Raw genomic sequence first — 13,321 nt, 5'->3', positions numbered from 1 at the left:
TCCTTAAAACTACAAATCTATAAAACATTTCGCGCTGCATGTTAATTTTCCTGTTTTTTGTTTGCAACTTCCAACGCACGATCCACTTCTTGGGCGGCCCGGTCAAGAGCCTGTTTCGGATCCATGCCTTGATAAATGTTTTCCATTGCGGTTACAATCTTTTGCCGCGCTTCAGGAAATACGGAAATAAGCGCACCTTGAGTAGCGGCCGTTGGCTTTGTATCATGAAGCTGGTCAACCGTCACTTTTAATTGCGGATATTTTTCCCATTCTTGTTTCACAATATCTTCTTCATACGCTTTTGGATTGATTGCAAAATAACCAGATTCTACATGCCATTTTGCTTGTACTTCCGGTGTTGTTAAATATTTCATAAATTCCCATGCCGCTTTTTGTGTTTCTTCCTCAATGCCCGCAGACATCCAAATAGATGCCCCGCCAATAATGACGCCTTGTCTTTCAACATTATCCGGCACCGGCAAATATGAAACGCCAACATTAAATGGGGCGTTGTCTACAATTGCTTTCACGCCGGCGGAGGAATCCAAATACATGGCGATTTTGCCTGACTGAAAGGCGGCGCGGATATCATCCCAGTTTGTTCCAACATTATAATATGTACCTTCTTTGTACATGTCGGCTATCAATTCAAAAACTCTTAAACCTTCTTCACTATTAAAAACCGCTTTCTGTGCATTGCCCTCGCGTCCGTTTTCTTGGTCAACGAAATGCCCGCCTTGAACTGCTAAAAGCTCCTCAAAAAACCAGCCGTAATTTAAAATGGAAAAGCCGTAGCGTTCTTGGCCTTTCGTCAATTTTTTGGCTGCGTCTTTCAACTCGCTGTATGTCATTGGCGGCTTTTCTGGATCCAAACCGGCTTCTTTAAAGACATCTTTATTGTAAATCAATACGGGGGTTGAAGAATTAAACGGCATCGAATATTGCACTCCGCCAACCGAATAATAGTTTGAAATGTTTTTTTCCCATTGGGAAGTATCATAATTCTCCTCATCAATGAATTTTTGCACCGGTTGTATTTTTCCGCTATCGATCATATACTTCGTCCCCACTTCAAAAATTTGCATTATGGCAGGGGCATCTTTCGTACCTGCGACAGTATTAAACTTTGTCAGCGCTTCTTCATATGAACCTTGAAAAATCGGCTTTACTTCAATATTCTCCTGCTTTTTATTAAATTCGTCCACGATTTCATTGAGAACAGGCTCTAATTCACCACCCATCGCATGCCAAAAAATTACTTCCGTTTTTTCTCCATCGGACTGATTTTGCTTTTCCCCATTTGCTTCAGAACTGGATGGTTGGTTGGAACTTGAACATGCACTTAAAAAAAGCAGTAGGCAAAAGAAAAGCAGCATCATTGGTTTTTTCATAATTGGACAACCTCCCTTATTTAATTGCGCCCTGTGTCAACCCGCTTTGCAACCTTTTTTGTCCAGCAAACAGCAGAATTAACGTCGGCAAAATAACGATGACCACAGCTGCCATAACCACCCCCCATTCAGTAGAAATTTCTTGCGACTGCATTTGCTTCAGACCAATTTGCACCGTTCGGACCGAATCATTGTTTGTCACAAGAAGCGGCCACAAATACATATTCCAAGCCGTTAAAAAGCTGTAAATCCCTAAGGTTACTAAACTAGTTTTGGAAACCGGAAGAACGACGCTCCAAAAAAAACGAAAACGGGAAATGCCGGCCACCAGTGACGCTTCATACAATTCGATTGGAATCGTTTTGAAATGCTGCCGAAGCAAAAATGTCCCAAATGCGAGAGCAAAAAATGGAACGGTCAAACCTGTATATGTATTAAGCCACCCCAATTTTTGCACGGTCATAAAATTCGGAACCATCGTTGCTTCCCATGGAATCATCATCGTGGAGATAAAAAGGAAAAACAGAAAATCTCTTCCACGAAACGTCAAAAAAGCAAAAGCAAACGCAGCTAAACTTGACACAACTAATTGGCCCACCATGATCGCCAGCGAAACGATAAAGCTGTTCCACAAATAACGCAGAAGCGGCACTCGTTCAAAAGCGGACATGTAATTATCAAATGTAAAAGATTGCGGTATAATGCGTCCTCCTAAAACTTCTCTTCCTTCCATAAAGCTGATCATAAATGCATAAAAGATCGGAAAAACCATAACCGCCGCTGACATGATCAAAAGGATGTATAAAATGATGGTTTTGGCCGTTCTCATTGGTAATGCACCTTCTTCTCGCCAATCTTAAATTGCAGCAATGTGACTAGCAAAATGGCAAAGAACAACAGCACCGCCTGAGCACTTGCAGAGCCGATATTATGATTTATAAAAGCATCTTTGTAAATGGAATAAACAATCACATTGGTTGTTTCAATCGGTCCGCCTTTTGTTAACATATCGATCTGCCCAAAGGTTTGGAACGCATTGATCAGCGAAACCGTAATGATGAAAAACAAAGTGGGCGACAACAGCGGAAGAGTAATCTTCCTTAATTGATAAAAATAGCCGACACCAGCAATTTTGGCATACTCGTATAATTGTTGATCGATGTTTTGCAGGCCTCCCAGCAGCACAAGAAAAGCAAAACCGGTATTCATCCAAATCGTTGCTGCCGAAACGGCCAACAGCGCATATTTCGGATCCAGCAGCCATTGCGTTTCAGAAAGCCCAAAAACTTGAACAATTTGATTGAATAGGCCGATCGCCGGGTTATACATAAACATCCAGATGACAGAAGACGCTGCGACACTCATCCCCATTGTCGAAGAGAAAATTGTTCGGAAAAAACCGATCCCCTTTAACTTTTCGTTTGCAATAATTGCTAAAAACAGAGCGAGCAAAATGCCCGCAGGCACCGTATAAAGAACAAATAAGACGGTAGCTTTTATACTATTTTGAAAGCTTGGCGACTGGAATAAATAAGTGAAATTTTCGAACCCGACAAAACGGATCGGCTCTCCTTGTCCATCGGTCAAAAACAAGCTCAAATAGATTGTTCTAGCCATCGGATAAAACAAAAAAATGGAAAACAGCACGAGCGAGGGCGACAAATAAAGTGCTCCTTGGACAAACATCGGCAATGTCCGCCGCCCTTTTTCTTTTTCTTCAACCTTTACCGGCAGCTCTGTCTCAGCTTTCATAGCAGTATCTCCTCCTCCAAAGAAAATGAACTTTTTTCTTGTGGAGATGAATATAATCGTTGGCCATTTTTTGCACTAAAAAGAAAAATGTCTTGTTCATTGACAACAATTGGTATTTTCTTGCCAATTGGTATGTTCCATTGCCCATTCCAACGAGCCACCCACTGAACATTTGCCATTTGAAAGGAAATAAAAGTTTCAGTACCTAATATTTCACTATTGACTGTTGTGACCACTAGGGCATTTTCTCCGTTTCGAGCCAATCGGATCGCTTCAGGCCGAATACCGATCAGCAAATCTTTTTCTTTTACAGTTTTGCTCACTTTTTCAGAAATGGCAAAGGCTCGCCCATCTTCAAAAATCAGCACATTCCCTTCAAACTTCACCTTCGCAAGATTCATCGGGGGAGAACCGATAAAGGAGGCGACAAATGTGTTGGCAGGCCGATTATAAATATCAAGCGGCCTTCCGATTTGCTGGATTTCCCCCTTATTTAAAACCATCATGCGGTCGGCCATGGTCATGGCTTCGATTTGGTCGTGTGTAACATAAATCATCGTAATGCCTAATTGCCGCTGGATTTGCCGTATTTCCGAACGCATTTTTGCTCTTAGCTTCGCATCAAGGTTTGACAAAGGTTCATCCATTAAACAAATTGAAGATTGCGTGACAATCGCTCTCGCTAAAGCAACACGCTGCCTCTGTCCCCCGGAAAGTTCGCGAGGTTTGCGGTCTAATAATTCCGTCAAACCAAGCATTTCAGCCGCTTCTTGGCATCTTCTTTTTTGTTCTTGCTTGCTGATTTTCTTTGTATGCAAGCCGAAGCGAATGTTTTTTTCGACAGTTAAATGGGGAAACAGCGCATAGTTTTGAAACACCATTGAAATGTCACGTTCATGAGGAAGCAAATGATTGGCCTTTCTCCCCTCTATCCAAATTTCACCTTCGGATATATTTTCTAATCCTGCAATCATCCTTAACATCGTGCTTTTCCCACAACCGGAAGGCCCTACAAGAACAAAAAATTCTCCGGTTTCGATTGACACAGAGATCTCGTGAATGACGTAGTGATGGCCGTCGTATGATTTTGAAACATTGAGTAAATCCACTTTTTTCATTTCGGAATCTCCTTTCTGCGAAACATGCCGAATCCACCTTTTTTTACAGGGAATTACATGGATTCCATACATTTCATTTTAAGCGGAAACTTTTAACGAAATGTTAATAAAGATTGGAAAATTGTAAAATTGCTTTGAATCTTTTGTAAAAAACATTTTTTCAACAAAAAAAAAGCGGCAATCAACATCCGCTTTCATTCCCGTTCATCTGCTTCCATTTCAACATATTTATTTCGCCCGGCTCCTAAACCGAACGCCGTCATCAAAACACAAGCGGCAATAAATGAAATGATGGTCATCGTCCAAGAATGGGTCTGATCATACAAAAAGCCAAACAAAATAGGGCCGAAAGCAGCCAGCAAATAACCGATTGACTGAGCCATCCCCGACAATGCAGATGCATGTTCGGCGCTTCTCGTTCTAAGACCGAAAAAAGCCAAAGCCAGCCCGACGCTCGCTCCTTGGCCAATGCCAATGAAAGTCATCCATAAGATGATCCAAAAAATACCGCCTCCATTTAACAGACCAATCAAACCAACTATATAAACCACTCCTAAAACGGCTACAATCCATCTTTGATCTGCAAACTTGTCAGCAAGCGCCGGAGCCATAAAGGTGGCAGGCAAACCGGCAATCTGCATAAGAAATAACATCCAGCCGGCAGTTGCAGCATTCAGCCCATCCGCCTGTAAAATTTCCGGAATCCACGCAATGGAACTATAAAACAAAAATGATTGAAACCCCATAAAAAAAGTGACCTGCCAAGCGAGAGGCGAGCGCAGCAAAAATCCACCTGCTGCGTTTCCAGTTTGCCGAGGCGCACGGCCTTCTTTCCAATGTATTTGAGGAAGCCATAAAAATAAAGCCAAAATAGCCAATACTGCCCAAAAAAGCAAAGCGTTCCTCCATCCTAGCCCCAAACCTTCCGACAGTGGAATGCTCAATCCTGAAGCAGTGCCTGCCAGCATCCCCATCGCCGTTGAATAAACACTTGTCATCAAACCAACTCTTTCTGGGAATTTCTTTTTTACAATCCCCGGCAGGAGGACATTGCTAACAGCAATACCAATCCCGATCATAACAGTCCCTAAAAATAATCCAACGGTAGAACCAAAGGATCTGACAATCATCCCAGCAAAAAGTACAACTAGCCCGCCAAAGACAGCTGCTTCATTGCCGTATCGATTTCCCATCTTCGGAGCAAGAGGCGAAAGAACAGCAAATGCAATGAGCGGAATTGTCGTCAAAAGGCCTGCCGCCCCATTGGTAATTCCTAGATCATCCCGAATAGAACCGACGAGCGGCCCCACCGATGTAATGGCCGGACGCAAATTAAACGCAACAAGGATGATGCCGATAATGAAAAACGTATTCCGGGCATGTATTGCTTTTGCACTTTCCAACGCATTGTGCTCCATCAAAATCCCCCCTTATTTCCTTTAGCCTGCCTTAACAACCAATATTTATATACTAATCCCCCATCACCAAAAAAATCAATAAAACAAACAAAACCGTGTGAGTAAAATGTTTGTGGGAGAAATTCTTAGAATTCCCCGATGAGGGGGTTGGGAACGTAGGTTCGCAATCCCCCTCATCGGGGCCACCAAGCAAAGCGCGGTAGGATCCCAAGCAGGAAACATGAAAAAAGGACTCTCTCCCTGGTAAGATGTTCATTGACCACACCACAAACAGGAGGAGAGAGTCCCATGAATATTCAACAACATCTTACCACAAATTCGTTGACATGGAAAGAGATCGAACTTGATTTGTTTCGAGCCTTGCAAAACGCCTTCACCGAGCTGTTTACGGCTTTGTTGGAGGACATCGACCGACAATTGGCGGAAACCCGGGACAAGCGCCGGTACCACTTGAAAGACAAACGACGCACCACGATTCAAACCTTGTTTGGCGAAGTTACCTTTGAGCGAAACTACTATTTAGACCGAGAACAAAACCGTTACACGTTTTTGCTTGATTCCTTTTTAGCGTTTGATGGATCGCAGTCAATCAGCCCTTGTCTAGAAGAAACGGCGGTGGGATTGGCTGTGGAGTGCTCTTCCTATCGCAAAGCGGCTCATACGCTTGCCCAGATGGTCGGGTATCCGGTGATGAGCCATGAGGCGATCCGCCAGTTGGTGCTCGAGGCTGAAGTTCCGCTGCACTGCCCGGTTGACCAGCGATATGGACGGGTGCTGTTTGTGGAGGCCGATGGACTGTTTGTCTCTCGCCAAGGGAAGGGAAAACGGGCCAAGGAAGACAAAATCCTGACCGTTCACGAAGGGTGGAAGCGCAACGGCTCACGGATCGAATTCGTGAATCAGCGCCATTACGTCCATGAGGGCAAGGGGGAGGTGTGGGAAGGCTTCGAGGAATTTTTGATGAACGAATATGCCTATGATCCGTGTCGGGATCTTCTTGTCATCAACGGGGACGGCGCTCCATGGATTACCGCGTGCCGGGAGTATTTCAAAGGACGGGTCTGCTTCCAATTGGATCGATTCCACGTGGCGCGTGAGTTGCGCCAATGCCTCTCGGGCCATCCACGGTGGCAGGCGATTCGGCAAAAGCTGGCGAAGCAGGATGAAGAGAAGCTGCTTGTGGAACTGAACAGCGCCCTCGGCACGCTGGGGGACGAAGCGAAAGAACAACAGCTGGCTGCCTTGATCCACCGGATCGAATCGATGCCGGGATGCATCCGTGATTACCGGGAATGGCTGAAGGAGCAAGGAGTGGACACAACGGGCATGTATCCGATGGGGAGGGCTGAAAGCGTGATGAGCCAGCTGGCATATCGGGTGAAATACCGCCGCAGTTGGACAGACAAGGGACTCAGGGCGTTTTTCAAGGCAATGATTGCCCGGATGGATGGGATTCGTCTTTTCGGACATCGTTTAGGAGAAGAATCGTCGCATCCGGCGGAGGAAACGGCATCTACCAAACAGACGATCGTGAACAAGGCGAAACAACGCATCCGCCGTCTTCTTCCAGAGGTAACGCGGAAACAAGCCATATTTACAGCAATCGTCCGGGACTCCGATCTATCATGCCCTGTCTGAATTCAAGGGATGGTAAAAAAAGGTATACATATTCGTCCGTCATGGCAAGAGATGAGAGTCCAAAAGCGCTTACGGATGATTCAAAAAAATGGTTCGCTAACCTATGACTTACTTCTTTTTTCAGCGAATCAAAAAGTTCCCACAAAGTCTTGACTGACTCATGTTATATAGAGGGGTTGAAAACAACATAATACTATAATAACATTAATGGAAATGTATCCCAATCGCTAAAAACCTACATAAAATTGGAAGTTTAAAGGGGGGATTTTATAGAACAGCTAAAAAGGTTGGAAAATCAAAAATATTTTTAACAATGCTGTTTTTTATCGGATATGTGATTTCTCTACCTGTTTAAACATTTTAAGAACCAAAAATTGAAAGGCAACGTTTGATATGAACCGCATGAAATGTATTTTAGTTTTGCTTTAATTTTTTCATCTGTAGGAACTGCAGGTATATCTACTCTAAAAGCTTCTCAATTTAAAGATGAGGAGATCATTTATAACCAAGATATTCCTAATTTTGAAGTTTGGAAGATGGTGTTTTGATAGATGGAAAATTTTATAGTCCAGAGGAATTTGAGGAGTATTTAAAATCACCTGAGATTGTTGTTTTAAGTGATGGTAATGGTGGTTCTTCTATTTAACCTTTCTTTGCATTGGCTCCTGCTATTTATTTTGTTCCTGGTGTTGGTCAAGTTGCATTACTAGCGACTGGTGCAATAGTAGTTGGTGGGGTTACTATTAAGGCTGGAAGTTGGCTCTATAAAACTATTTCTAACTATTTTAATGATCCTAAAAGAGTAATTGCTTCTAATTATGGAATACCACAATCATTGTTAGATTCAAACGGAAAAGTGAAATTAGGTTCTTTTAAAGATAAACACGGGAATACACCTCTAACTAAAATTCTGGTACTTTTAAAAATGGGAAGTGGTCAGTAGAAAAAGATACAGCAGGACATGGTGGACGTGTATGGAAATTAAAGAAAGATGGAAAAAGAATAGCTTCTTTAGATAAAAATGGGAAAGTGTTATCCAAATAAAGAATAGGAGTAGATTTAGTTTATGAAGAAAATGACTTTTAACGGTTTTACACTTAATTATCATGAATCAATTAATGTTTATGTAAATGAAGAAACAAAGCAAGTTATTTTCATTTCTAAAAATAATGATGAAATACACGGGGTCCTAGAACTTGATGAAGATAATAAAGTTAAAATACATCCTAGATGGAATGTAAACTTTTCAATTGAAAATAAAGAGGTTACAATAGGTGTTAATTATGAGGAAGAATAATCAATATTATTAATCACTATCAACAAGCTGGAATGGTGCTGTCAAGAAAATCGTTTTTCACTGACTTTCTTGACAGCCCTTCTTAAACATTGCATCCATCGCCGATGTGAACATTCATTTATCAAATGGAACCTTCCAAATACAATAAAAAGCTTGGGGTTGTCCAAAAAGTCAATTCCCCATTGAAAACAAACAATCATAAACACCGATATATCAACGTTTCTAAAACATTAAAAGGGGCAGTCAATAAGCCGAAAAAACGACTTTGAACTGCCCCGGCTTTTTATTTAGTTTCTTTTTACACATACTTATTTCGTCCGGCATTCAATCCAGCAATGATCATCAAAACACAGACAGCAATAAACAATAAAATGGGCACCACCCACGAATGAGTTTTGTCATACAAAACGCCAATTAAAATGGGCCCAAAAGCAGCAAGCAAATAACCAATTGATTGCGCCATTCCCGATAAAGCGGAAGCTTGCTCGGAGCTTCTTGTTCTTAAACCAAATAGCGCTAATACGAGCCCAATGCTTGCCCCTTGTCCAATACCGATTAAAATAATCCAAAAGACAATCAGTAAAAGAGGCCCGCCATACAATAATCCAACGAGACCTGCTAAATAAATAGCTCCTAAAACCGCTACAATTCGCCTTTGATCTGCATATTTGTCCGACAGTGCCGGAGCGACAAATGTTGCCGGCAAGCCAGCAATTTGCACAAGAAACAGCATCCAACCAGCTGTTGAAGCACTTAATCCGTCCGCCTGCAAAATTTCAGGGAGCCATGCAACCATACTATAAAATAAGAACGATTGAAGACCCATAAAAAATGTGACTTGCCATGCCAGCGGCGACCGGAGCAAAAAACCATTTGAAATATGTTCAATTGGCGGTTTCGCGGATCTCTGTTTTCCACTAATTAATGGAAACCATAAACATATCGCCACAATTGCTAAAATTGCCCAAAATAATAAGGCATTTTTCCATCCAAATTTTAATCCTTCCGACAACGGAATTGCTAAACCGGAAGCGATCCCTGCAAGCATACCCATAGCTGTTGAATAAACGCTTGTCATCAGTCCGATTTTATCCGGGAACCGTTCTTTTACAATACCCGGAAGAAGCACATTTCCAATGGCAATGCCTACTCCAATCAATACAGTTCCTAAAAGCAGACCGATCATCGCTCCGAATGTTCGAATAATCATTCCTGCAAGAAGCACGACTAACCCGGCAAAAATCGCCGTTTCATTTCCATATCGGCTTGCAAATTTCGGAGCTAATGGCGAAAGAACCGCAAAAACGATTAACGGGATAGTCGTTAGTAAACCCGCAACCCCGTTGGAGATTCCGAGATCTTCACGAATATAACCGATGAGCGGTCCGACCGAAGTAATAGCAGGACGCAAATTAAAAGCAGCAAAGATGATTCCAACTATCAAGAGCATTTTTTTACTAGAAATTTCTTTTTCTGCCCTTACCGTATAGCGTTCCATACTCACCCCTCCTTTACCCCCTTGAACATCTTAAAAGTCAATTATTAATATACTAATCCCCATCGATGGGAAAATCAACCACATACCATGTATCGATCATTTGAGAAAACAGCCAGCTTCTGGAATAATGTTAATAAACGATGTTTGAAAGGAGAGTCCGTTTATGGAAATTGTTGTAGTTGGCGCCAATGGAAAAATCGGAAAAATTCTTGTTCAGTTATTAAAAGAAAGCAACGAGCACACAGTGAAAGCAATGATCCGCAACGAAAACCAAAAAGAATATTTTGACTCGATCGGAGTCAAGACGGTTTTAGCTGATTTGGAAGGCACAGTCGATCAGATTGCCGAGGCGATCAAAGGTGCGGAAGGGATCGTCTTTACCGCAGGTTCAGGCGGACATACAGGTGCAGATAAAACTCTTTTAGTAGATCTAGACGGTGCCGTAAAAACAATTGAAGCAGCAGAAAAGACAGGCGTTCAACGGTTTATAATGGTCAGCGCTCTGCAAGCCCATAATAGACAAAATTGGAACGAAAAGATTAAACATTATTATGTTGCCAAGCATTATGCCGACCGTTTCCTTGTCCAAAGCCGTTTAAACTATACAATTGTCCGGCCGGGGGCGCTGTTGGATGAGAAAGGAACCGGAAAAATAAAAATTGCCGAAAATCTTGAAAGAGCCGCCATTCCAAGAGAAGATGTGGCTTCGGTTATTTTTGCATCAATAATGGAGAAAAACACTTTTCGTCGCTCATTTGACCTAGTCTCAGGAAACACCCCGATTCGCGAAGCATTAAAAAATTTTTAATATACGAAGAAAGGTTGGCGAATAATGCAGGTTAGCATTTTAGACCAAGCACCGATTTTGAACAACTCAACAGCAAAAGAGGCGTTGGAGCAATCCATTCAACTGGCCGTATTGGCGGAAAAACTAGGCTATACCCGCTACTGGATTGCGGAGCATCACAATCTTTCCGGACTTGCCTGCTCCGCTCCAGAAATTATGCTCCCAGTTATAGGGGCAAAAACAAAATCGATTCGCATCGGGTCAGGCGCAACGCTTCTCCCCCACTATAAGCCGTATAAAGTTGCGGAAATGTTTAATATGCTGGCAACATTATTTCCTAACCGCATTGATCTTGGGATCGGGCGGGCCCCCGGAGGAGACGCTCAATCAAGTATTGCGTTATCCGGCAATTATCTCGAAAATGTAAAAAACATGCCGAAAACCGTTCAAGAGCTGCTTCATTTTTTATATAATGACTATCCAAAAAATGAATTATTTTCAAGCATCTCAGCCTCTCCTTTGCCAAATATTCCTCCTGAACCTTGGATCCTTGGCACAAGCATAAAGAGCGCCTTTTTAGCAGCTGAAAACGGCGTTTCCTATGCATTTGGCCAATTTATGAGCAATGAAGACGGGCGGCAAATTATTCAAACATATAAAAACCAATTTCAGAAAAAAAGAAAGCAGCAGCCAAAGACAATTGTCACAGTCTCGGCAATATGCGCTGAAACTAACGAAAAAGCGGAGCAAATCACCTTCAGCAGCTTTTTATGGAATCTTCAGCATCATAAAGGAAAAACACTTGATTTTCCTTTAAAAGAAGAAGCAAAGCAGCAATTGCTGAATTCAGATGAGTTTCAACAGTTTCAAAAGAATATGATCATTGGCGATCCAAAATTTGTCGTTCACCGTTTATATGAATTAAAAAATTGGTATGAAGCAGATGAAATGATGATCATAACAATAACTGGAAGCTATGAAGAACGCACAAAATCGTATCAATTGATAGCAGAGGAAATAAATAGAAAGAAATCTTAACGTTAATATAATCAATATGACCATGGATAAAATCGGTTTAACCTATATGGGAACCGATTTTTTCTTTTGCCAATCACCAATTTCATATTGTATCCTCCCCTTTTTTTAAAAATTCCCTAACTTACAACTGTTTTAAATATTATATATATATAATTTTATACCTTTAATAGTTGACGTTTTAATTATATTAAAATATTATTTAAAGAGCGGTGGTACGGTTATTTTTTTATTTTTGGACAATTCAAAACATCTTAAAAATTATATAAAAATAATGGAGGTTTATTTTTTATGATAACAAAGGAGCAGATTGTCCAAAGCCTTCCGCAAAAAGGTTTTTTCGGACATCCAAAAGGATTATTTACGCTGTTTTTTACGGAGTTTTGGGAACGTTTTTCCTATTACGGAATGAGAGCAATACTTCTTTATTATATGTATTAACCCATGGTGCTAGTTGAGCGTCAACGCTCAACTAGCCCAAGAACAACGAGCGAATAGGCCAACAAAATGGCATCAAGCGCCGTTTCAAATCCAGAGATCGAATTGGCGCGAATTTTCGTGATCCGAAATGAATCCACTAAAACCGAGAACGCGGTTTCGACGATTTTGCGTTTTCGTTTCATCCATCGTTTCCATGCTTTCGATTGATGGATTTTCTGGTTTTTCCGAACGGGCGTCCAAAAAGTGATCTTGTATTCATCATACAGCTTCTTTTGCAAGTCTTGGCTCACATATCCTTTGTCACCAAGTGTATACGGATGAGGAAGTTGGGCCATCACGGTTTCCGCAGCTGTCCGGTCGTGACAGGATGCTTCGGTGACGACATATCCCATCGGAAGCGCTTGGTCAGTGATCTGGAGATGAAGCTTAAACCCATAGTAAGCCATCTTTTTGGATGCACAATACCCGATATCTGCGATTCCTTGAAACCGTTTGACGCGATACATTCGTGCGTGGTGGCAGAGTTCAATAGGTAAGCTATCCACTACCGCATAAGCGTGATGTTGCCCACGTTTGGCTAGTTGATATCGTATCCATTTGACGGCAAAGCCAAGATTTCGACAACGGCGGTTATATCGAGAACGTTCAGGAAATAAATCTTTCGAAAATAAGTTTCCGATCACAAATCGGTGCCAAGCTCGTTCGGATGTAAAACCTAACAACTTTCCAAGAACATGGACGGCGATGATGACTTCATCTTCTTGCTTCAACAAATGGTGATTTCGGCGTTGTAAATACATCTGAATCAAAGACAATTGTCCAGATACAAAGAACAAAATCGCTGCATATTGTTTTTGAATTTTCGCTTCGTCTGTTGTAAAATGAAAGTGCTCTTGCATGGGACTTCTCCTTTTAAATGTTTGGTAGCACTTTCATTTTAAAGGAA

12 protein-coding genes and 1 pseudogene are annotated in these 13,321 nt (G+C 41.8%); 6 read left to right on the top strand and 7 right to left on the bottom strand.

The features are described 5' to 3' along the window. Positions 1-41: 41 nt before the first annotated feature. The 5 genes from NSU19_RS01895 to NSU19_RS01875 all read right to left on the bottom strand — a co-directional run bounded on the left by NSU19_RS01895 (position 42) and on the right by NSU19_RS01875 (position 5,679). Complete coding sequence (locus NSU19_RS01895) at positions 42-1,391, bottom strand: ABC transporter substrate-binding protein (protein WP_339198448.1); 1,350 nt, start codon at positions 1,389-1,391, stop codon at positions 42-44. A gap of 16 nt (positions 1,392-1,407) precedes the next feature. Continuing rightward, positions 1,408-2,220 carry a carbohydrate ABC transporter permease gene (locus NSU19_RS01890; protein ID WP_094244980.1) on the bottom strand — a complete coding sequence of 271 codons (813 nt, stop codon included), beginning with the start codon at positions 2,218-2,220 and terminating at the stop codon, positions 1,408-1,410. Further along, positions 2,217-3,077 carry a sugar ABC transporter permease gene (locus tag NSU19_RS01885; protein ID WP_339199941.1) on the bottom strand — a complete coding sequence of 287 codons (861 nt, stop codon included), beginning with the start codon at positions 3,075-3,077 and terminating at the stop codon, positions 2,217-2,219. The genes NSU19_RS01890 and NSU19_RS01885 overlap by 4 nt, the downstream gene beginning before the upstream one ends. Before the next feature lie 62 nt (positions 3,078-3,139). After that, positions 3,140-4,261, bottom strand: coding sequence for a sn-glycerol-3-phosphate ABC transporter ATP-binding protein UgpC (gene ugpC / locus NSU19_RS01880; protein ID WP_094244978.1), 1,122 nt, complete (start codon positions 4,259-4,261; stop codon positions 3,140-3,142). 194 nt (positions 4,262-4,455) lie between these two features. Further along, positions 4,456-5,679, bottom strand: a complete 1,224-nt coding sequence (locus NSU19_RS01875; protein WP_339198444.1) for an MFS transporter — start codon at positions 5,677-5,679, stop codon at positions 4,456-4,458. 288 nt (positions 5,680-5,967) lie between these two features. Here NSU19_RS01875 and NSU19_RS01870 point away from each other — a divergent pair. The 3 genes and pseudogenes from NSU19_RS01870 to NSU19_RS01860 all read left to right on the top strand — a co-directional run bounded on the left by NSU19_RS01870 (position 5,968) and on the right by NSU19_RS01860 (position 8,614). After that, a pseudogene (locus NSU19_RS01870) lies at positions 5,968-7,333 on the top strand (ISLre2 family transposase). A gap of 642 nt (positions 7,334-7,975) precedes the next feature. Then, the gene (locus NSU19_RS01865; protein WP_066247103.1) at positions 7,976-8,260 is read left to right on the top strand and encodes a hypothetical protein; all 285 of its coding nucleotides are present in this window, start codon (positions 7,976-7,978) and stop codon (positions 8,258-8,260) included. Positions 8,261-8,383: 123 nt separating this feature from the next. After that, positions 8,384-8,614: a hypothetical protein gene (locus NSU19_RS01860; RefSeq protein WP_094244976.1), complete on the top strand. Its 231-nt coding sequence runs from the start codon at positions 8,384-8,386 to the stop codon at positions 8,612-8,614. Between the two features lie 298 nt (positions 8,615-8,912). On the opposite strand, the gene NSU19_RS01855 is transcribed toward NSU19_RS01860, so the two are convergent. Then, positions 8,913-10,112, bottom strand: coding sequence for an MFS transporter (locus NSU19_RS01855; protein WP_339198441.1), 1,200 nt, complete (start codon positions 10,110-10,112; stop codon positions 8,913-8,915). Positions 10,113-10,275: 163 nt separating this feature from the next. Here NSU19_RS01855 and NSU19_RS01850 point away from each other — a divergent pair, with 163 nt between their 5' ends. The 3 genes from NSU19_RS01850 (at position 10,276) to NSU19_RS01840 (ending at position 12,375) form a co-directional block, all read left to right on the top strand. Continuing rightward, a complete protein-coding gene (locus NSU19_RS01850) occupies positions 10,276-10,920 on the top strand; it encodes an SDR family oxidoreductase (protein WP_339198439.1) in 645 nt (214 codons plus the stop codon). A gap of 24 nt (positions 10,921-10,944) precedes the next feature. Then, entirely contained in the window at positions 10,945-11,937 is a 993-nt protein-coding gene (locus tag NSU19_RS01845) for an LLM class flavin-dependent oxidoreductase (RefSeq protein WP_339198437.1), read from the top strand. A 288-nt stretch (positions 11,938-12,225) separates the two neighbouring features. After that, entirely contained in the window at positions 12,226-12,375 is a 150-nt protein-coding gene (locus NSU19_RS01840) for a hypothetical protein (RefSeq protein WP_339200066.1), read from the top strand. A 20-nt stretch (positions 12,376-12,395) separates the two neighbouring features. On the opposite strand, the gene NSU19_RS01835 is transcribed toward NSU19_RS01840, so the two are convergent. Continuing rightward, on the bottom strand, positions 12,396-13,274 hold the full coding sequence (locus NSU19_RS01835; RefSeq protein ID WP_339196453.1) for an IS982 family transposase: 879 nt from the start codon (positions 13,272-13,274) through the stop codon (positions 12,396-12,398). Between the last annotated feature and the right edge of the window lie 47 nt (positions 13,275-13,321).

The sequence above is a fragment of the Aeribacillus sp. FSL k6-2211 genome (assembly GCF_037966125.1).
Classification (GTDB): domain Bacteria; phylum Bacillota; class Bacilli; order Bacillales; family Aeribacillaceae; genus Aeribacillus; species Aeribacillus composti.
The sequence above is the reverse complement of the archived record's forward strand: the minus strand, read 5'-3'. Positions and strand labels throughout refer to the sequence as shown.

Bases quoted from the DNA above. Each gene is read 5' to 3' on its own strand.
- NSU19_RS01845 (WP_339198437.1), top strand. From the start codon at position 10,945: ATGCAGGTTAGCATTTTAGACCAAGCACCGATTTTGAACAACTCAACA.
- NSU19_RS01885 (WP_339199941.1), bottom strand. From the start codon at position 3,077: ATGTTTGTCCAAGGAGCACTTTATTTGTCGCCCTCGCTCGTGCTGTTT.
- NSU19_RS01835 (WP_339196453.1), bottom strand. From the start codon at position 13,274: ATGCAAGAGCACTTTCATTTTACAACAGACGAAGCGAAAATTCAAAAA.
- NSU19_RS01860 (WP_094244976.1), top strand. From the start codon at position 8,384: ATGAAGAAAATGACTTTTAACGGTTTTACACTTAATTATCATGAATCA.
- NSU19_RS01890 (WP_094244980.1), bottom strand. From the start codon at position 2,220: ATGAGAACGGCCAAAACCATCATTTTATACATCCTTTTGATCATGTCA.
- NSU19_RS01895 (WP_339198448.1), bottom strand. From the start codon at position 1,391: ATGAAAAAACCAATGATGCTGCTTTTCTTTTGCCTACTGCTTTTTTTA.
- NSU19_RS01840 (WP_339200066.1), top strand. From the start codon at position 12,226: ATGATAACAAAGGAGCAGATTGTCCAAAGCCTTCCGCAAAAAGGTTTT.
- ugpC (WP_094244978.1), bottom strand. From the start codon at position 4,261: ATGAAAAAAGTGGATTTACTCAATGTTTCAAAATCATACGACGGCCAT.
- NSU19_RS01855 (WP_339198441.1), bottom strand. From the start codon at position 10,112: ATGGAACGCTATACGGTAAGGGCAGAAAAAGAAATTTCTAGTAAAAAA.
- NSU19_RS01850 (WP_339198439.1), top strand. From the start codon at position 10,276: ATGGAAATTGTTGTAGTTGGCGCCAATGGAAAAATCGGAAAAATTCTT.
- NSU19_RS01875 (WP_339198444.1), bottom strand. From the start codon at position 5,679: ATGGAGCACAATGCGTTGGAAAGTGCAAAAGCAATACATGCCCGGAAT.